Origin of the sequence: Streptomyces sp. NBC_01460 (assembly GCF_036227405.1) — a bacterium.
Taxonomy (GTDB): Bacteria; Actinomycetota; Actinomycetes; order Streptomycetales; family Streptomycetaceae; genus Streptomyces.
Genome location: NZ_CP109473.1, coordinates 5,356,765 through 5,374,161 on the forward strand (window position 1 = coordinate 5,356,765; position 17,397 = coordinate 5,374,161).

Consider the following 17,397-nt stretch of genomic DNA (forward strand, 5'->3'; position numbering starts at 1 on the left):
TCCTGATGCAGATGAGCACGCGGGGTGTTCCACGTATTCCCCGCGCGTCTCCCGCCGGAAAGGTATCCGCGGAGAGGTCGTCGGCCGGTCGGACGCGGCGGAGCGGGCGCCGTCGGATGCGCGCCCGCTCCTTGCCGCCCGAGCGGTGCGGATCAGTTGCAGGGGAACACGTAGTCGCTCGAGTAGTTGACGGAGAGGTTGCTGGACGAGGTGCCCATCTTCGCCGTCACCTTGGCGCACGCGATGCTCGACACATAGACGGGGCCCGCGTACTGGGTGAAGTTCCCGGTGTCCGTGTCGCAGCCGGTTCCGTCCACCTTGCAGACCTTCAGGTACATGTAACGGGAGACGCCCACGTTGTTGTCCAGGATCGCGCAGCCCTTGGCCCCGTTGGTGTAGGAGAACAGGGTCGCCAGGCGCATGTCGGGCTCGGTTCCGACCGGCAGCGGTATCGCCTTGTTCAGGGCGTACCCGGTCCCGCACACCGTCGCGGCGGCGGCCGTCGCCTGCGGGTCCTCCTCGGCCAGGGCCAGGGTCGTCGCGTCGGCCTTCGCCGACACCGCCACCGCGGGCACGTCCGAGGCGACGGCCTGGGGCGCGCCCAGGACGGCGCCGGCGAGGGCGGCCGCGGCGAGGCCGGAGCGCAGGGCAACTGCGAAACGTGACATGACCGATTTCTCTTCCTGCCGGAACGGGTGTGCCCGAGCCGGTGGCCGGGCGAGGAGATCGCGCGTCGAACGCCTGTTCAAACTAGATGCGCCATGCATCCGAGAGTAGTGACGGGACGATCAATGGCGTGAACTACGCCCCGGGTTCCTTGGCAGGAGCGGCCTCGGCCAGTGGCGGCCGGGTGCTGATGGAGGTCGGGTGGCCGAAACGCACGGGTCAGGAGCCGCCGGCCCGCTCCGGAGACACGGCAGGGGCACCCGGCAGTCTGCCGGATGCCCCTGCGGTCGCCGGGCCGGGAAGGTCAGCCGAGGCCGGGGCCGCGGACCGGGATGCTGGTGAAGGTCGGTGCCGGGGCGGGCTCGGTGAAGAAGTCGTTGCCCTTGTCGTCGACCACGACGAACGCGGGGAAGTCCTCGACCTCGATCCGCCAGACCGCCTCCATGCCGAGCTCCTCGTACTCGACGACCTCGACCTTCTTGATGCAGTCCTGTGCGAGACGGGCGGCGGGGCCGCCGATCGAGCCGAGGTAGAAGCCGCCGTGCGCGTCGCACGCGTCCGTGACCTGCTTGGACCGGTTGCCCTTGGCGAGCATCACCTTGGAGCCGCCCGCCGCCTGGAACTGCGCGACGTAGCTGTCCATCCGGCCGGCCGTCGTCGGGCCGAAGGAGCCGGACGCGTAACCCTCGGGGGTCTTGGCCGGGCCCGCGTAGTACACCGGGTGGTCCTTGAGGTACTGCGGCATCTCCTCGCCCGCGTCCAGCCGCTCCTTGATCTTGGCGTGCGCGATGTCGCGTGCCACGACCAGCGGGCCGGTCAGCGAGAGGCGGGTCTTGACCGGGTACCTGGTCAGCTCGGCGAGGATGTCGTCCATCGGCTGGTTCAGGTCGATCTTCACCACGTCACCGGACTCGTCCAGGTGCTCGTCGGTGGTGTCGGGGAGGAAACGCGCCGGGTCCTTCTCCAGCTGCTCCAGGAACACGCCCTCGGCGGTGATCTTCGCGGTCGCCTGGCGGTCGGCCGAGCAGGACACGGCGATCGCGACGGGCAGGGAGGCGCCGTGCCGGGGGAGGCGGACGACCCGGACGTCGTGGCAGAAGTACTTGCCGCCGAACTGGGCGCCGATGCCGATCTTCTGCGTCAGCTCGAAGACCTTCTGCTCCAGGTCCTTGTCCCGGAAGCCGTGGCCGGTCGGGGATCCCTCGGCGGGCAGCTCGTCCAGGTAGTGCGCGGAGGCGTACTTCGCGGTCTTCAGCGCGAACTCGGCCGACGTGCCGCCGACGACGATCGCCAGGTGGTACGGCGGGCAGGCCGCCGTACCCAGCGAACGGATCTTCTCCTCCAGGAACGTCATCATGGAGGCCTCGTTGAGGACCGCCTTGGTCTCCTGGTACAGGAAGGACTTGTTGGCCGAGCCGCCGCCCTTCGCCATGAAGAGGAACTTGTAGGCGCCGCCGTCCGTCGCGTACAGCTCGATCTGCGCCGGCAGGTTCGAGCCGGTGTTCTTCTCGTCCCACATGGTCAGCGGGGCCATCTGCGAGTACCGCAGATTGAGCTTCGTGTACGCGTCGAAGACGCCGTGCGACAGGGCCTCCTCGTCACCGCCCTCGGTGAGCACGTTCTGGCCGCGCTTGCCCATGACGATCGCCGTGCCGGTGTCCTGGCACATCGGCAGGACGCCCGCGGCGGCGATGTTCGCGTTCTTCAGGAGGTCCAGCGCGACGAACTTGTCGTTGGAGGAGGCCTCGGGGTCGTCGACGATGCGGCGCAGCTGCGCGAGGTGCGCGGGCCGCAGGTAGTGCGAGATGTCGTGCATCGCCTCGGCGGCGAGGGTGCGCAGGGCCTCCGGAGCCACCTTGAGGAACGTACGGCCGTCGGCCTCGAAGGTCGAGACGCCCTCGGCGGTCACCAGCCGGTACGGCGTGGTGTCCTCTCCCAGGGGGAGCAGATCGGAGTACGCAAACTCTGGCATTACGGCCATTCCTCACTCGGCGACAGCGGCTGACCACCCTTGGGCAGCGCATCCACCAGGGTAGAGCGCCGGGGACGCGCCGAGCCTGTGAGGTAAGGCTCACCCGGACCGGCCGGTCCGGCGGGCCGGTGGCCCCGGAAGGGATTCGCGACGAGGCCGGAGAGGCACTGGTCGCGATCTATCGCGTTTGGGTAGGCTGGTCCGGTGGACCTCGAGAAGCAGCCTCAGCAGCCCGTCGCTCCGGCCGGTCCCGCGCCCGCCGGGATCCGCGCCTCCGACGCGGACCGCGACCGGATCGCGGACATCCTGCGGGAGGCCGTGGCCGAAGGCCGGCTGACCGCCGAGGAGCACGCCGAGCGGGTCGACCTCGTCTACCGGGCCAAGACCGTCGGCGAGCTCGAGCCGCTGGTCCAGGACCTGCCGGCGCCCGGCGGCAGCACCCGTCAGGCCGGCTCGCCCTACGCCGACACCACCGGGGCCTCCGGGCCCGCCGAGAACCTGGTGGCGGTCTTCAGCGGCTCCACCCGCAGGGGCCGTTGGCGCGTCGGCGGCCGCACGAACGCCTTCGCGCTCTTCGGCAGCGTCGAGATCGACCTGACCGAGGCGCTGTTCGGCCAGCGCCTGACGGTGATCAACGCGACGTCCATCTTCGGCAGCGTCGAGATCAAGGTCCCCGAGAACATCTCGCTCCGGGGCAGCGGGACGGGCGTTTTCGGCAATTTCGAGGTCGACACACTGGAATCCGCGGACCCGGAGGCTCCGGTGGTCGTGGTGAACGGCTATTCCGTCTTCGGAAGCGTCGAGGCGAAGCCCAAGCGCGGCAAGCTCATCGCCAACCTCCACCAGCAGCTGCGCAAGCACCTCGGCCACTGACGCCGCGGCACCCGCGATTTCAGGCCAGTCGGCGGCGCGGAGCGCCCGCGGGGGCCCGCCGGCGACGCCACTCAGTGCATAGGCGTGCGTACAGCGGGTAGGGAGTGCTGCATCGCCTCTTGCTCGCGAAGCCCAAGCCGTCGTCAGGAGTGGACCGTGCTGCACATGCCGCATCAGCCCCTGCAGGTCGCCGCCGTGCCGTCCCAGCGCGCACCCGCGCGGGAGGATGAGGCGGGGCCCTGGCACTCGGAGGCGGTGTGCCGCCGGGACGAGGCCGGGCTGTTCTTCGCCCCGTCGAAGGAGCCGACCGCTGCCCGGCTGTCCCGTGAGGAGTCGGCGAAGCAGGTCTGTGCGAGGTGTCCGGTGATGGTGGAGTGCCGCGAGCACGCGCTGGTCCAGCCCGAGCCCTACGGGGTGTGGGGCGGCCTCACCGCAGCGGAACGCCGCGTGGTGCTCGCCCGGCGCCGCAGGCGTGACATGGAGCTGAAGGCGGCGGCCCCCACGGGGCGTATAGCCGCGGCGGGCTGAAGCGCTCGCGTACTGGGTGGGGGGACCGCCCGCCGGGCGGTCCCCCCATCCGTGCCGCCGGGGCTACTTGGCGCGGTCGAAGTCGATCGCGCTGTAGGCCCGCAGCTTCGAGAGCCGGTGCGTCGAGTCGATCCTCCGGATCGTGCCCGACTTGGACCGCATCACCAGGGACTCCGTGGTGGCCGTCTCCGCGCGGTACCGCACACCGCGCAGGAGTTCGCCGTCGGTGATCCCTGTGGCGACGAAGAACACGTTGTCGCCGCTGACGAGGTCGTCGGTGGACAGCACCCGGTCCAGGTCGTGACCGGCGTCGAGCGCGCGCTGCCGCTCCGCCTCGTCCTTGGGCCAGAGCTTGCCCTGGATGACACCGCCGAGGCACTTTATGGCGCAGGCCGAGATGATGCCCTCGGGGGTTCCGCCGATGCCCATGAGCAGGTCGACGCCGGTTCCCTCGCGGGCGGCCATGATCGACCCGGCGACGTCGCCGTCGGAGATGAACTTGATCCGGGCGCCCGTCTCCCGGATCTCCCTGACGACGCTCTCGTGCCGGGGGCGGTCCAGGATGACGACGGTGACGTCCTCGGGGGCCGAGCTCTTGGCCTTCGCGACGCGCCGGATGTTCACGGACACGGGCGCGTTGATGTCGACGAAGTCGGCCGCCTCCGGGCCGGTGACCAGCTTGTCCATGTAGAAGACGGCGGACGGGTCGAACATCGCGCCGCGGTCGGCGGCGGCCAGGACGGCGATCGCGTTGGGCATGCCCTTGGCGTTGAGCGTGGTGCCGTCGATCGGGTCGACGGCGATGTCGACCTCGGCTCCGGTGCCGTCGCCGACGCGCTCGCCGTTGAACAGCATGGGCGCTTCGTCCTTCTCGCCCTCACCGATGACGACGATGCCGTTCATCGACACGGTGGAGACGAGCGTGCGCATGGCCTTCACGGCGGCGCCGTCGGCGCCGATCTTGTCGCCGCGGCCGACCCAGCGACCGGCGGCCATGGCTGCGGCCTCGGTGACCCGGACGAGTTCCATGGCCAGGTTGCGGTCGGGGGCCTCCGGGGAGACCTCGAGCGGGGACGGCAGATGATGCTCGGACATCGGAGCGCACCTTTCTGTACGACGACGACCGGAAAAGAGGGTGCTGTGACTCTATCGGTAGGTCGATAAAATGAGCAGGGCGGGTCACGTATGAGCGGGTGCCCGCCGGTCGGGCGGCCTGAGGCCCATGCCACCATTGAGTCCGTGGCAAGCAAGCGAGGCAAGCAGACCGTCCGGGACATGTTCCTGTCGATGCTCGTGATCACCGCGGTGGCGGGCGTCGTCTACCTCTTCATCCCGCACGACGACAAGGCCGACCCGATCAAGGCGGTCGACTACCGGGTCGAGCTCGCGACGGCCCGTCGTGCCGCGCCGTACCCGGTGGCGGCGCCCACGGGGCTGTCGAAGGAGTGGAAGCCGACCTCCGTCTCGTACGAGGGCCAGGCGGGCTCCGGCTGGCACCTCGGCTTCCTCGACCCGGACGGCAACTACGTCGCGGTGGAGCAGTCCACGACCCCCGCCAAGAAGTACGTCCCCGACGTCAGCCAGGACGCCGAGGACACCGGACGCACCGAAGAGGTGGCCGGCAAGGAGTGGCAGCGCTGGGAGGGGCCGAAGTACGACGCCCTCGTGCTGCACGCCGAGGGAGTGACCACGGTGGTCACGGGCTCGGCTCCGAAGGAGCGGCTGGCGGAGATGGCCGCGGCCCTGGAGACGTCCTCCTCCTGAAATCCCCGGCACCCTGTACGCGGAGAGGGCCCGCAGCGCTCGGCGCTGCGGGCCCTCTCGACGTACGGGGTGGGGATCAGACGGTCGTGACGACCTCGTCGTAGGACAGGCGCGGCAGGCGCGGGAACCAGGCGTCCTCGCCGGGCTTGCCGATGTTGACGGCCATGAGCAGCTTGTGGTCGCTGTCCAGGAACTCCTTCTCGATGCCCGCGGCGTCGAAGCCGGTCATCGGGCCGGCGGCGAGGCCGGCGGCACGGACGCCGATGATGAAGTAGGCGGCCTGCAGGGCGGCGTTCAGCCCGGCGGACTGCTCGCGGACCGGGCGCTCGGAGAAGAACGCGTCCTTGGCCTGCGGGTAGTGCGGCATGAGCGCGGGGAGTTCCTCGTGGAACTCGTGGTCCGCGACGAGGAGCGCCACCAGCGGTGCGGCCAGGGTCTTCGGGCGGTTGCCCTCGGCCATGTGCTTGACCAGACGCTCGCGGCCCTCGGGGGTGCGGACCAGGACGACGCGCAGCGGCGACTGGTTGAAGGCCGTCGGGCCGTACTTGACCAGGTCGTAGATCGCCTGGACCTGCTCGTCGGTCACCGGCTCGTCGGTGAACGTGTTGGCGGTGCGGGCCTCGCGGAAGAGGAGGTCCTGGGCGGCGGGGTCAAGAACGAGGGACATCTGGGGCGTTACCTTCCGGACGGATGCGGGGGCGAGCTGTGAGTGCAGCCTAACCGGGATATAGATTAAAGTTCAACTAAATCCGGAGCGAAGTGATCCACCCCACAGGTGCACCCGGGGGCGCGCCCCGCCTGCCCCTCAGTCCGTGGAGCCGCCGGCTTCCGCACTCCCGTCCGGGCGCGCCAGCGCCGCGTCCAGCCGGGCCCGCGCGCCTTCCAGCCAGTGCCGGCACACCTTCGCCAGCTCCTCGCCGCGCTCCCAGAGGGCCAGCGACTCCTCCAGCGTCGTGCCGCCCGCCTCCAGGCGGCGCACGACCTCGATCAGCTCGTCCCGCGCCTGCTCGTAGCCGAGCGTGCCCGTCGCGGCAGCCGTCGTCGTCCCGTCGTCCGTCATGCCGTCCACCCTATGCGGGGGCTCCGACAGAACCGGGCCTCACGCCGTGCGGGGGCTCCGGCAGAACCGGGCCTCACGCCGTTGGGGGGCTCCGGCAGAACCGGCCTCACTCCGCGACCCGCACCGTGAACTCGCCCTCCGAGACCCGCGCCCGCAGGTCCTCGCCCGGCGCCCCGGCGTCCGCGGGCGAGCGCACCACATGGCCGTCCGGCCGCTGCAGCACCGCGTATCCCCGCTCCAGCGTCGCCGCCGGCGACAGCGCCACGACCCGGGCGCGGGTGTGCGCGAGCTCCGAGTCGGCGCGGTCCAGCAGATGTCCGAGCACCCTGCGGCTCCGCCCCGTCAGCGCGTCGATCTCCGCCTCCCGCTCGTCCACCATCCGCTGCGGCCGCTCCATGGAGGACCTGCCCAGCGCGTGCGCGAGCCCCCGCTCCTCGCGGTCGATCAGCCCTCGTACGGTGCGCAGCGCCCGGTCCCGGAGCTGCTGGACACGGTCGAGCTCCTCACCCACGTCCGGCACGACCTTCTTCGCCGCGTCCGTCGGCGTCGACGCCCGTACATCGGCCACCAGGTCGAGCAGCGGGGAGTCCGGCTCGTGCCCGATGGCGGAGACCACCGGCGTACGGCACGCGGCCACCGCCCGGATCAGCGCCTCGTCGGAGAACGGCAGCAGGTCCTCCACGCTGCCGCCGCCCCGGGCGACGACGATCACGTCGACCTCGGGCAGCCCGTCCAGCTCCTGGACCGCCTGGACCACCTGGTTCACGGCGTGCACACCCTGCACCGCCGTGTTGCGCACCTCGAAGCGCACCGCGGGCCACCGCCGCCTGGCGTTCTCCAGCACATCGCGCTCCGCCGCCGACGCCCGCCCGGAGACCAGACCGATCAGCTGCGGCAGGAACGGCAGCGGCTTCTTCCGGTCCAGGGCGAAGAGCCCTTCGGCGGCCAGCGACTTCTTCAGCTGCTCCAGCCGCACCAGGAGCTCCCCGATGCCGACCGGCCGTATCTCCGTGGCGCGCAGGGACAGCTGGCCACGGGGGGCGTACCACTCGGGCTTGGCGAGGACGACGACCCGCGCGCCCTCGGTCACCACATCGGCGATCCGGTCGAAGACCTGCCGGAAGCAGGTCACGCTCACGGAGATGTCGTGCGACGGGTCGCGCAGCGTCAGGAACACCACCCCGGCACCCGGCCGGCGCGACAGCTGGGTGATCTGCCCCTCCACCCAGACCGCGCCGAGCCGGTCGATCCAGCCGCCGATCAGCCGTGACACGTCGCCGACGGGCAGCGGGGCTTCCGGGGACGTAGTGAGAGCCATACGGGCGAGCGTATCGGCCGGAGCCGACAATCAGGCGGCCCGCCGCCCCCACTGCACCGCCAGCACCACCAGCCCGATCCCCAGCCAGCAGACCCCCACCAGCTGGGCGCTCGTCGTCGCCTCCAGGATCACCGCGACCAGGACCGCCGCGCCCACCACCGGCATCAGCACATGGCGCCACCAGCTCGGCGGCCCCTCCATCCGGCGGACGGCGAACCACCCCACCACCGACGCGTGGAGCAGCACGAACGCCGTGAGCGCGCCCACGTTGACCACCGACACCAGATGGTCCAGCCCGTCGTCGCGCCGGGCCGCCCACACCGCCGCCACCAGCGTCACCACCGCGGCCCCCGTGAGAGCGACCCGGGGCACCCCGGACCTCCCGTCGACCCGGGACAGGAACGAGGGCAGCCGGCCGTCACGCGCCATGGCGAACACCAGCCGACCGGCCGCCGCCTGCCCGGCCAGCGCCGCGAAGGCCGCGCCGATCGCCTTGCTGACGGCCACCAGGTCGTGCAGCCACGTCCCGACCGAGGCGTCCACCGCGTCGTAGAAGGCGGACCCCTGCTTCACCGGATCCGCCGCCAGCTCGGCCGAGCTCACCGGTTCCAGCAGTGCGGCCAGATAGGACTGGGCCACGAACAGCACTCCCGCGAGCACCAGGCAGAACAGCACGGCCCGGGCCACCTTCGCCGACCCGCCGGTCACCTCCTCGGCGAACGAGGCGATCGCGTCGAAGCCCAGATAGGACAGCACCGCGACGGACACCGCTCCCAGCACCGCCGTCACGGAGAACCCGGTGTCCCCGGTGAGCGGTGTCAGCCAGCCGCGCTCCGCCCCGTCCCTGGCCAGCACCACCACCGCCGAGACCACGAACACGAGCAGCACCACGATCTCCATGGCGAGGACCGCGAAACCCACCCGGGCCGCCGCCCGCACGCCCCAGAGGTTGAGCGCCGTCGTCACCACGACCGCGATCGCCGTCCACACCCACCGTGACACCTCCGGGACCAGCGCGTTCATCGCGATCCCGGAGAAGAGGTAGGCGACCGCCGGGATCAGCAGGTAGTCGAGCATCGCCATCCAGCCGGCGATGAACCCGGGACCTTCCCCGAGCCCCTTGCGGGCGTACGCGAAGACCGATCCGGCGAGCGGTGCGACACGCACCATCTGGGCATAGCTGAACGCGGTGAAGGCCATCACCACGGTCGCCACGAGATACACCAGCGCCACGGCCCCGTCGGACCTGGCGTCCAGCGTGCCGAACACACCGACCGGGGCCATGGGCGCGATGAACAGCAGCCCGTAGACCACCAGGTCCCGGAACCCGAGTGTGCGCCGCAGCTTTCCCTCTTCGGTGGTGCTGCCCGACATGAACCCTCCGTCGCTGGATTGCCTACGCGGTCGCTGGATCGCGTCCGCATCAGTCTCCCGACCCCGCTGAACCGGCGCCTGTTCGGTACGGCCTTACGATGGGACGCATGACTGCAACGCCTGCCCGCCGTGTCCTGCTCGCCGCACCCCGTGGCTACTGCGCGGGCGTGGACCGCGCCGTGATCGCCGTCGAGAAAGCCCTGGAGCAGTACGGCGCCCCGATCTACGTCCGTCACGAGATCGTGCACAACAAGTACGTCGTGCAAACGCTCGAGAAGAAGGGCGCGATCTTCGTCGACGTGACCGCGGAGGTGCCCGAGGGCTCCATCGTGATGTTCTCCGCGCACGGCGTCGCCCCGACCGTCCACGCGGAGGCCGCCGAGCGCAAGCTCGCCACCATCGACGCGACCTGCCCGCTGGTCACGAAGGTCCACAAGGAAGCCGTCCGCTACGCCAAGGAGGACTACGACATCCTCCTGATCGGCCACGAGGGCCACGAGGAAGTCATCGGCACGAGCGGTGAGGCCCCCGACCACATCACGCTGGTCGACGGCCCCGAGGACGTCGCGAACGTCGAGGTCCGCGACGAGTCCAAGGTGGTCTGGCTCTCCCAGACCACGCTCTCCGTCGACGAGACGATGGAGACGGTCGGCGCGCTGAAGAACAAGTTCCCGAACCTCCTCTCCCCGCCGAGCGACGACATCTGCTACGCCACGCAGAACCGTCAGATCGCGGTGAAGAAGCTGGCCGAGGACGCCGAGCTGGTCATCGTCGTCGGCTCGAAGAACTCCTCGAACTCGATCCGCATGGTCGAGGTCGCCCTCGACGCCGGTGCGCCCGCCGCCCACCTGGTGGACTTCGCCGCCGAGATCGACGAGGCCTGGCTGGAAGGCGTCACCACGGTCGGCCTCACCTCGGGCGCCTCCGTCCCCGACGTCCTGGTCGACGGCGTACTGGAATGGCTGGGCGAGCGGGGCTACGCCGACGTGGAGACGGTGAAGACCGCGGACGAGTCGATCACCTTCTCGCTGCCCAAGGAGCTCCGGCGCGACCTGCGCGCCGAGGCCGCCGCGCTCTCCGCCGAGTAGCGGGAGCGGAGCGTGCGGGCGCCCGGGGAGTCACCCGCCCGGGCGCCGGCGTGCTGAACCGGGTGGGCCGGGTGCCCCGGGCGCGCCCTGCGGGATCGCCGTTCCGTGGAGTGATCCGTGCCACCTGCCCGTACCGTGGACCGTATGGAGATCTTCGGTGTGGACATCGGCGGTTCAGGGATCAAGGGTGCGCCCGTGGACCTGGACCGCGGAGAGCTGGCGCAGGAGCGCCACAAGGTACTGACACCCCACCCGGCCACGCCCGAGAGCGTCGCCGACGGTGTGGCCGAGGTCGTGGGCCATTTCGACTGGCAGGGGCCGGTCGGCATCACGTTCCCCGGAGTCGTCACCGGCGGCATCACCAGGACCGCGGCCAACGTGGACAAGGGCTGGATCGACACGGACGCCCGGACGCTGCTCAGCGAACGCATCGGGCAGCCCGTCACGATCCTCAACGACGCCGACGCGGCCGGGATCGCCGAGATGACCTTCGGCGCGGGGCGTGACCGCAAGGGCACGGTGATCATGCTGACCCTCGGCACGGGCATCGGCAGCGCGCTCTTCACGGACGGGCATCTGGTCCCCAACACCGAGCTCGGCCACCTGGAGCTGCACGGCCACGACGCGGAGAAGCGTGCCTCGACCAAGGCCAAGGAGGACGAGGACCTCAGCTGGCACCACTGGGCGCACCGGGTGCAGAAGTACCTGGTCCACGTGGAGATGCTGTTCTCGCCCGAGCTCTTCATCATCGGCGGCGGCGTCAGCCGCAAGGCGGACAAGTTCCTGCCGCTGATCGAGCACGTACGGGCCCAGATCGTCCCGGCCGAGCTGCAGAACAACGCCGGGATCGTCGGCGCCGCGATGGCGGCCGCGGGCAAGTAGCCCTACGGGCGGGGGTGGCGGGCGGCGGTCCTCAGCAGGTGCCGCTGCCGCTCCCGCATCTGCCGGATCTTCCGCACGGTGGCGATGAGCCCCGCCACGAGGGTGCCCCCGTACAGCCAGCCGGCGTGGACGGCGAGCGCGGTCACGACGGCCATCGTCTGACCGCCGAACCCGCCGGTGCCCCCGGCGACCGGGATCACGCCGACCGCGAAGGCGATGGGCACGATGATCGGGGCGGTCACCAGGTCGGCGGGCCGCACCCAGAGCGCCGTCAGCGCGCTGACCGGCAGGAACAGCAGGCCGTACACGAGCTCGGAACTCCCGAGGAGCACCCGGTCCGCACAGGCCAGCAGGAACATGGTCAGCGCCGCGAACAGTCCCGCACCGATGCCGGTGAGCCGGGGGTTGGGGAATCTGCGCAGCGCCAGGACCACGGGCGGAACACCGCGGCGGGGCCGGGAGCCCGGTCCCGCCCCCGGACCGGCGCCCGTCGCCGGCGCCGGGGCGACCGCCACCGACACCGGATACGCGGACGCGGCCGTCACCTCGCCGAGGCCGCCGGGCGGGGCGGGCTGGACCTGAGGGGTCTGCCTGCGCTGCGGGGTACGTGTCCTGTGCTGCTCCACCCCGACAACCTAGGTCGCCGGGTGCACTCTTTCGGGCGTTGGACACGCGCTTTGGCCTACCTTGGCGTTGCGTTCGATCCCACACGGCCGAAACAGCACCGTTCGGCCCCGGGGCCGGTTCCGTCCCCGCACCCGTGACCGGCCGCCCGGCCCCGCCCGTAAACTGGAGAATCGGTCCACTCCCGGCCCGCCCGGACAGCCCCTCTCCTCACTCCAGGAAGTCGCCAAAGTGTCGCTCACGATCGGAATCGTCGGTCTGCCGAATGTCGGCAAGTCGACCCTGTTCAACGCCCTGACCAAGAACGACGTGCTGGCGGCCAACTACCCGTTCGCCACCATCGAGCCGAACGTGGGCGTCGTGGGCGTCCCCGACCCCCGCCTGGACAAGCTCGCCGAGATCTTCAGCTCGCAGAAGCTGCTCCCCGCGACGGTCGACTTCGTCGACATCGCGGGCATCGTGCGCGGTGCGAGCGAGGGCGAGGGCCTGGGCAACAAGTTCCTCGCGAACATCCGCGAGTCCGACGCGATCTGCCAGGTCATCCGCGCCTTCAAGGACGAGAACGTCGTCCACGTCGACGGCAAGGTCTCGCCCAAGGACGACATCGAGACGATCAACACCGAGCTGATCCTCGCCGACCTCCAGTCCGTCGAGAAGGCCGTCCCCCGCCTGACGAAGGAGTCCCGCCTCCAGAAGGAGAAGGTCGCGGTCCTCGCCGCCGTCGAGGAGGCCCAGAAGATCCTCGAGGCGGGCGACACCCTCTTCTCCCGCGGCATCACCGCCGGCACCGAGAAGGGCCGCCTCCTCCACGAGCTGCACCTGCTCACGACGAAGCCCTTCCTCTACGTCTTCAACGTCGACGAGGACGAGCTGGTCGACGAGGACTTCAAGAACGAGCAGCGCGCCCTGGTCGCCCCGGCGGAGGCCATCTTCCTCAACGCCAAGATCGAGTCCGAGCTGATCGAGCTCGACGACGACGAGGCCCTCGAACTCCTCCAGTCCATGGGCCAGGAGGAGCCGGGCCTCGCCACCCTCGGCCGCGTCGGCTTCGACACCCTGGGCCTCCAGACCTACCTCACGGCAGGCCCGAAGGAAGCCCGCGCCTGGACGATCAAGAAGGGCGCCACGGCCCCCGAGGCGGCCGGTGTGATCCACACCGACTTCCAGAAGGGCTTCATCAAGGCGGAGATCGTCTCCTTCGAGGACCTCGTCGAGACCGGCTCGGTCGCCGAGGCCCGCTCCAAGGGCAAGGCGCGCATGGAGGGCAAGGACTACGTGATGCAGGACGGCGACGTGGTGGAGTTCCGCTTCAACGTGTAGCGGATCGGTTACTGCAAGCCAGCTATTTGTCAAGAATGCTGGTCAGAGGGGTCGGACTTGGGTGAGTCCGGCCCCTACCGCATTTCCATGCCGACTTGGTGCTGACTCAGCCGCGGCGGGGTGGAGCGAGCTTCTCCAGGTCGAGGTTGATCTCGAAGGGCACCGGACGGTTGAGCGAGCCCCTGAAGATGCCAACGGGTACATAGGTGGCGGTCGGCTCGTCAAGTTCGTAGACGTGGACGATGGGTGCTCCGTCCTCGTCCTCGATGCGCCAGTAGTGCGGGATGCCGGCCTCTGCGTATTTGTGGAGCTTTACCGTGCGGTCCCGGTGTGCGGACTCGGGGGAGACCACCTCGACGGCGAGTCGTACTTCATCCGGTGCGAACCAGGTGCGGTCACCGTCGAAGTCGGCCGTCGTCACCAGCAGATCCGGCTCGGGCCGATTGCGTTGATCGAGTTTGATGGTCATCTCCCGTCCGACCCTTACGTCGGCCGGCGCCTGCTCCATGAGAGCCACGGTGAGCATCGTGACGAGATGGCCGTGCCACCACCGCTGCGGGGACATCATGAATACGAGGGCTCCGTCGATCAGCTCGGTGTGGCGCGGTGCTTCCGGGAGGCGGTCCAGGTCCTCCGCGAACCAGCCTTCCGCGCGGGGCGGGCGCATCCAGTCGGGCAGTGCGGTCATGGCTCAACCGTAGCGACTCAGCGAGGTCCGGGCCACGAGGTCGACGACGGCTGAAATGAGAACCGCCCTCGTCACCCACACGCAGGCCGTCTGCCCGCGCCTGCGCTGCACGCTCATCAGGGACTCACCTCGTCCGAGAACATCGGGAGCGGCGAGTCAGGCGAGTAGCTGACCGGCATGTGGGCGGGCTGGTCGGGGTGGCGCTTCGTGCCCCGCGCGGAAACCCCACCGAGGTGATGCCGCGCTTCCGGCCGACGAGCTCCTCCAGGAGCCAGGTCTTCTGGCGCGTGAAGTACACACTCTTCGCGTCCCGGCCGTGCGCATCCGACCAGGCGAGCGTTTCGTCACCGGCTCGGCTCTGTGCGTAGCCGGTACGCAGGTACCGGGACGCCGACTTCCGAACAAGCGTACTTATTAGGCGGGTCGCCGTACCGTCGGCCAGTCATGGCCGTAGGTGGCCGCAAGATCCGAAGCATCGTCCAGCGCCCCGCTGCGATGCACAGTTCGTTTGCGTTTGGCTCCTAGTCGAGACGGCCCTTCAGCTCGTCGAGGGATGCATAGCAGCATCCTTGAGCTGTGATCACGGGTCCTCCAACTCGCCACACAGGACGCCTATCTACGTGCACGATGACGGTCATGACCAACAACGTGTTCAGCAGGGAAGTACTCCGGCGTATCGGTGAAGGAATGACCTACGGCCAGATGGAGGCGAAGACTCGGGAGACAGGGGGCAAGGAGGGGACCTTGTCCTGGCATGGTGGAACAAGGTGGCCATCGGCGAGATGCCCCCTCCGCCTGAGCCGAAGTACATCGCCGGCATCGCCACAGTGCTAGAGCTCCCCGAGCGACACGTGAGGCAGCTCATCTGCGACCAGTGGTACGGGGTCAGTCTCGTTGGGGAGCGAAACGAGTACATGCGAGCCCTGGTGGACCAGGGCGTGGACAACCTGGTGTCATGGATGAGGGGCCGCGTCGCTTCCCCGCGCGAGAATCGTGGGCTGGCGGCGACAAAGGCGGAGGGCTAGGGGAGGACAGCGAATCTGCCTGGTCCGAGCCCTTCGCCCCGTGCTGATTCTGTGCTGAGTTGAGGGTCCGGCCCCTCTGCCGCATGCTCCGTCGCGGGTCAGGATCGGGCTTCGGGCATTCCACTCCAACGCTCGCCCGGCTCCATAAGCTCATCGAGGATGTCAGGCCTGACCCCTTCACCGGGATCGGCAAGCCCGAACCTTTGAAGTGCCACTTGCCCGGGGCGACGACGAGCACCGCCTCGTCTACCTGGTGACCGACAAGGAGATCGTCATTTCCGCAGTCGGCCTGCGCCTCGGGGCAGAAGACGGTTCGGTACTCACTCCCGGCGCGCCAAGGCCTGTCTCATGATGTCCTCGATCGGGATGCCGGGTGCGGGGCCGGCCATGTGCTCGTCGATGATCCGGTTGATCTCGCGCTCTTCCCCGGACCTGTGAACGGTGTGGGGAGACGCCCGTGCGCACCGGCGTTCCGTACCCTGCGGTGGGCGGTCTCTTCCGGGCCGTCGGGCAGGGGTCGGTCGTTTTGCCGTCGAGGAGGACCGGGTGCGCGTCACCAGTGTTGTTGCGGACATCCACGTGGACGACCTCGGGGCGGCCCGGGCGTTCTACACGGACTATCTGGGGCTGGCCGACGAGGAGTTCAATCTCGGCTGGGTGGCCCGGTACACCTCGCCGGACACCGGTGCACATCTGCAGCTCGTCACCAGGGACGCGACCGCCCCGGTCGATCCGGTCGCATCGATCAAGGTCGATGACGTGGAGGCGGCCTTCGCCGAGGCCCGGGAGCGTGGCTTCGAGATCGTGCACCCTCTGACGGCCGAAGCCTGGGGGGTCCACCGGTTCTTCGTCCGGGCGCCGGACGGCAACGTCTACAACATCGTCCAGAACCACTGACCGCAGCGGCCCGCGAGCCGCTCACTCCCCGGCCACGGAGGCGGGGTCCGCGCGGCGCAGGGTGCGGATCGCCGGAGTCGCGAACAGTGCCACGCAGCCCACCAGGCAGGCGCCCGATGACACCAGGAGCAGCCGCTCGGGGGAGGCCAGGGCGGTGGCCGGTCCCGCCAGGATCTGGCCGAGCGCGATCCCGGACACCGAGCCGGCCAGCTCGTATGCGGTGACCCGGTTGAGCACCGCCGGCGGGGTGTGGGTCTGCACGCTGGTCGCCCACATCACCGACCAGAACGCCACCGCGACGCCGCCGAGCACATGACCCCCCAGCAGTACGGGCATGCTGCCACCCAGCGCCGTGCTCAGCGGCAGCGCGGTGTACAGCCCCACTGCCACCGCGCCTGCCGCCAGAGGCCTGGCCGGGCGCAGCCGCAGGGCCAGAAGGCCGCCGAGCACCGTGCCGACGCCGAGGAACGAGACCGCCAGGCCGTAGGCGTTCGGGCCGAACCGGGTGGTGATCACCGCGGAGCTGAGCGGTACCAGCGGGCCGAAGAGCAGCACGCCGAAGCCCACCCAGATCAGGATCACCGCCCACATCCAGGTGCGTGCCCGGAACTCCTGCCAGCCCAGACGCAGGTCGCGCCGGAGTGAACTGCCGGTGCGGGGAGGAGAGTCGGCGCCGGCCGGGTCCGCCGGGGACGCGGCTGCCGGCGCGAGCCGGACGAGTGCCAGGCACAGGGCGCTGAGCAGGAAGGTGCCCGCGTCGATCGCGTACACGACGCCGGCGCTGGTCAGCACGACCAGCACCCCTGCCAGGGCCGGCCCCAGCAGATGGGCGAGCGCGTCGGCCACCTTGAGTGTGGCGTTCGCCCGCTGGGGTTCGCGGGCGACCAGCGGGACCATCCCGTTCACCCCCGGAAGGAACATGGCGACGGCGGCACCGGCCAGAGCCGCCGCCGTCACCAGCAGCCAGAACGGCGGAGGCCCGGCGAAGAAGGCGGCCGCCAGCACACCCTGGGTGAGTACCCGGACGAGGTCCGCGCCGATCATCATCCGGCGGGCGCCGAACCGGTCGGCGAACACCCCGCCGAACAGGACCAGGAGGACGAAGGTCCCGGTCCAGATGCCGAGGACGAGGCCGACCCCGGAGACTCCGTACAGCGCGCCGACCGCGAGCGCGGTGACGACCGGCATCATCGCGTCGCCGAACAGCGAGACGGCGCGGGCGACGAAGTAGAGCGTGAAGCGCCGGTCCCACAACGGGGCTCGGGCGGTGGGTGGTTCGGGCCTGGACAGGGGCTGTGTCTGTGCGGTGGTCACCTCA

Annotated in this window: 18 protein-coding genes and 2 pseudogenes; 9 read left to right on the forward strand and 11 right to left on the reverse strand. The window is 70.1% G+C overall.

Annotated elements, in window-relative coordinates; translation table 11 throughout:
- Positions 1-152 precede the first annotated feature (152 nt).
- Positions 153-668, reverse strand: a complete 516-nt coding sequence (locus OG488_RS24285; protein ID WP_329232411.1) for a hypothetical protein — start codon at positions 666-668, stop codon at positions 153-155.
- Positions 669-970: 302 nt separating this feature from the next.
- Complete coding sequence (locus OG488_RS24290; RefSeq protein ID WP_329232412.1) at positions 971-2,638, reverse strand: fumarate hydratase; 1,668 nt, start codon at positions 2,636-2,638, stop codon at positions 971-973.
- Between the two features lie 204 nt (positions 2,639-2,842).
- Here OG488_RS24290 and OG488_RS24295 point away from each other — a divergent pair, with 204 nt between their 5' ends.
- Positions 2,843-3,511, forward strand: coding sequence for a DUF1707 SHOCT-like domain-containing protein (locus OG488_RS24295; RefSeq protein ID WP_329232414.1), 669 nt, complete (start codon positions 2,843-2,845; stop codon positions 3,509-3,511).
- Between the two features lie 156 nt (positions 3,512-3,667).
- Positions 3,668-4,039 (forward strand): WhiB family transcriptional regulator, encoded by a 372-nt coding sequence (locus OG488_RS24300; protein ID WP_329232418.1) that lies wholly within the window; start codon positions 3,668-3,670, stop codon positions 4,037-4,039.
- A gap of 63 nt (positions 4,040-4,102) precedes the next feature.
- On the opposite strand, the gene glpX is transcribed toward OG488_RS24300, so the two are convergent.
- Positions 4,103-5,134 carry a class II fructose-bisphosphatase gene (gene glpX, locus OG488_RS24305; RefSeq protein ID WP_329232419.1) on the reverse strand — a complete coding sequence of 344 codons (1,032 nt, stop codon included), beginning with the start codon at positions 5,132-5,134 and terminating at the stop codon, positions 4,103-4,105.
- 144 nt (positions 5,135-5,278) lie between these two features.
- Between glpX and OG488_RS24310 the strand changes: the two genes are divergently transcribed.
- Positions 5,279-5,803 carry a DUF4245 domain-containing protein gene (locus tag OG488_RS24310; protein WP_329232420.1) on the forward strand — a complete coding sequence of 175 codons (525 nt, stop codon included), beginning with the start codon at positions 5,279-5,281 and terminating at the stop codon, positions 5,801-5,803.
- Positions 5,804-5,879: 76 nt separating this feature from the next.
- On the opposite strand, the gene OG488_RS24315 is transcribed toward OG488_RS24310, so the two are convergent.
- The 4 genes from OG488_RS24315 to OG488_RS24330 form a co-directional block, all read right to left on the reverse strand.
- Positions 5,880-6,470, reverse strand: a complete 591-nt coding sequence (locus tag OG488_RS24315) for a malonic semialdehyde reductase (protein WP_329232421.1) — start codon at positions 6,468-6,470, stop codon at positions 5,880-5,882.
- 138 nt (positions 6,471-6,608) lie between these two features.
- The gene (locus tag OG488_RS24320; RefSeq protein ID WP_329232423.1) at positions 6,609-6,863 is read right to left on the reverse strand and encodes an exodeoxyribonuclease VII small subunit; all 255 of its coding nucleotides are present in this window, start codon (positions 6,861-6,863) and stop codon (positions 6,609-6,611) included.
- Positions 6,864-6,969: 106 nt separating this feature from the next.
- The gene (gene xseA / locus OG488_RS24325; protein ID WP_329232425.1) at positions 6,970-8,181 is read right to left on the reverse strand and encodes an exodeoxyribonuclease VII large subunit; all 1,212 of its coding nucleotides are present in this window, start codon (positions 8,179-8,181) and stop codon (positions 6,970-6,972) included.
- Positions 8,182-8,211: 30 nt separating this feature from the next.
- Complete coding sequence (locus OG488_RS24330; RefSeq protein ID WP_329232428.1) at positions 8,212-9,555, reverse strand: APC family permease; 1,344 nt, start codon at positions 9,553-9,555, stop codon at positions 8,212-8,214.
- Positions 9,556-9,653: 98 nt separating this feature from the next.
- Between OG488_RS24330 and OG488_RS24335 the strand changes: the two genes are divergently transcribed.
- Both OG488_RS24335 and ppgK read left to right on the forward strand, forming a co-directional pair.
- Complete coding sequence (locus OG488_RS24335) at positions 9,654-10,643, forward strand: 4-hydroxy-3-methylbut-2-enyl diphosphate reductase (RefSeq protein ID WP_329232430.1); 990 nt, start codon at positions 9,654-9,656, stop codon at positions 10,641-10,643.
- Between the two features lie 144 nt (positions 10,644-10,787).
- Positions 10,788-11,525 (forward strand): polyphosphate--glucose phosphotransferase, encoded by a 738-nt coding sequence (ppgK, locus tag OG488_RS24340; protein ID WP_329232432.1) that lies wholly within the window; start codon positions 10,788-10,790, stop codon positions 11,523-11,525.
- A 2-nt stretch (positions 11,526-11,527) separates the two neighbouring features.
- Here ppgK and OG488_RS24345 read toward each other — a convergent pair whose 3' ends face one another.
- Positions 11,528-12,151, reverse strand: a complete 624-nt coding sequence (locus tag OG488_RS24345; protein WP_329232433.1) for a DUF6542 domain-containing protein — start codon at positions 12,149-12,151, stop codon at positions 11,528-11,530.
- A gap of 229 nt (positions 12,152-12,380) precedes the next feature.
- Here OG488_RS24345 and ychF point away from each other — a divergent pair, with 229 nt between their 5' ends.
- Positions 12,381-13,469, forward strand: coding sequence for a redox-regulated ATPase YchF (ychF, locus tag OG488_RS24350; RefSeq protein ID WP_329232436.1), 1,089 nt, complete (start codon positions 12,381-12,383; stop codon positions 13,467-13,469).
- Between the two features lie 106 nt (positions 13,470-13,575).
- On the opposite strand, the gene OG488_RS24355 is transcribed toward ychF, so the two are convergent.
- Complete coding sequence (locus OG488_RS24355) at positions 13,576-14,157, reverse strand: Uma2 family endonuclease (protein WP_277328134.1); 582 nt, start codon at positions 14,155-14,157, stop codon at positions 13,576-13,578.
- A 767-nt stretch (positions 14,158-14,924) separates the two neighbouring features.
- Between OG488_RS24355 and OG488_RS24360 the strand changes: the two genes are divergently transcribed.
- Positions 14,925-15,182: a hypothetical protein gene (locus tag OG488_RS24360; protein WP_329232438.1), complete on the forward strand. Its 258-nt coding sequence runs from the start codon at positions 14,925-14,927 to the stop codon at positions 15,180-15,182.
- Between the two features lie 83 nt (positions 15,183-15,265).
- A pseudogene (locus OG488_RS24365) lies at positions 15,266-15,534 on the forward strand (type II toxin-antitoxin system YoeB family toxin).
- Here OG488_RS24365 and OG488_RS39305 read toward each other — a convergent pair.
- A pseudogene (locus OG488_RS39305) lies at positions 15,503-15,619 on the reverse strand (type II toxin-antitoxin system prevent-host-death family antitoxin); the annotation flags it as partial. The pseudogenes OG488_RS24365 and OG488_RS39305 overlap by 32 nt on opposite strands.
- Before the next feature lie 109 nt (positions 15,620-15,728).
- Here OG488_RS39305 and OG488_RS24370 point away from each other — a divergent pair.
- On the forward strand, positions 15,729-16,079 hold the full coding sequence (locus tag OG488_RS24370) for a VOC family protein (RefSeq protein WP_329232440.1): 351 nt from the start codon (positions 15,729-15,731) through the stop codon (positions 16,077-16,079).
- A 21-nt stretch (positions 16,080-16,100) separates the two neighbouring features.
- Here the strand turns inward: OG488_RS24370 and OG488_RS24375 are convergent, their stop codons facing one another.
- Positions 16,101-17,393 (reverse strand): MFS transporter, encoded by a 1,293-nt coding sequence (locus OG488_RS24375; RefSeq protein WP_329232441.1) that lies wholly within the window; start codon positions 17,391-17,393, stop codon positions 16,101-16,103.
- Between the last annotated feature and the right edge of the window lie 4 nt (positions 17,394-17,397).

Bases quoted from the DNA above. Each gene is read 5' to 3' on its own strand.
- OG488_RS24315 (WP_329232421.1), bottom strand. From the start codon at position 6,470: ATGTCCCTCGTTCTTGACCCCGCCGCCCAGGACCTCCTCTTCCGCGAG.
- ppgK (WP_329232432.1), top strand. From the start codon at position 10,788: ATGGAGATCTTCGGTGTGGACATCGGCGGTTCAGGGATCAAGGGTGCG.
- OG488_RS24335 (WP_329232430.1), top strand. From the start codon at position 9,654: ATGGGACGCATGACTGCAACGCCTGCCCGCCGTGTCCTGCTCGCCGCA.
- xseA (WP_329232425.1), bottom strand. From the start codon at position 8,181: ATGGCTCTCACTACGTCCCCGGAAGCCCCGCTGCCCGTCGGCGACGTG.
- OG488_RS24285 (WP_329232411.1), bottom strand. From the start codon at position 668: ATGTCACGTTTCGCAGTTGCCCTGCGCTCCGGCCTCGCCGCGGCCGCC.
- OG488_RS24330 (WP_329232428.1), bottom strand. From the start codon at position 9,555: ATGTCGGGCAGCACCACCGAAGAGGGAAAGCTGCGGCGCACACTCGGG.
- OG488_RS24320 (WP_329232423.1), bottom strand. From the start codon at position 6,863: ATGACGGACGACGGGACGACGACGGCTGCCGCGACGGGCACGCTCGGC.
- glpX (WP_329232419.1), bottom strand. From the start codon at position 5,134: ATGTCCGAGCATCATCTGCCGTCCCCGCTCGAGGTCTCCCCGGAGGCC.
- OG488_RS24290 (WP_329232412.1), bottom strand. From the start codon at position 2,638: ATGCCAGAGTTTGCGTACTCCGATCTGCTCCCCCTGGGAGAGGACACC.
- OG488_RS24355 (WP_277328134.1), bottom strand. From the start codon at position 14,157: ATGACCGCACTGCCCGACTGGATGCGCCCGCCCCGCGCGGAAGGCTGG.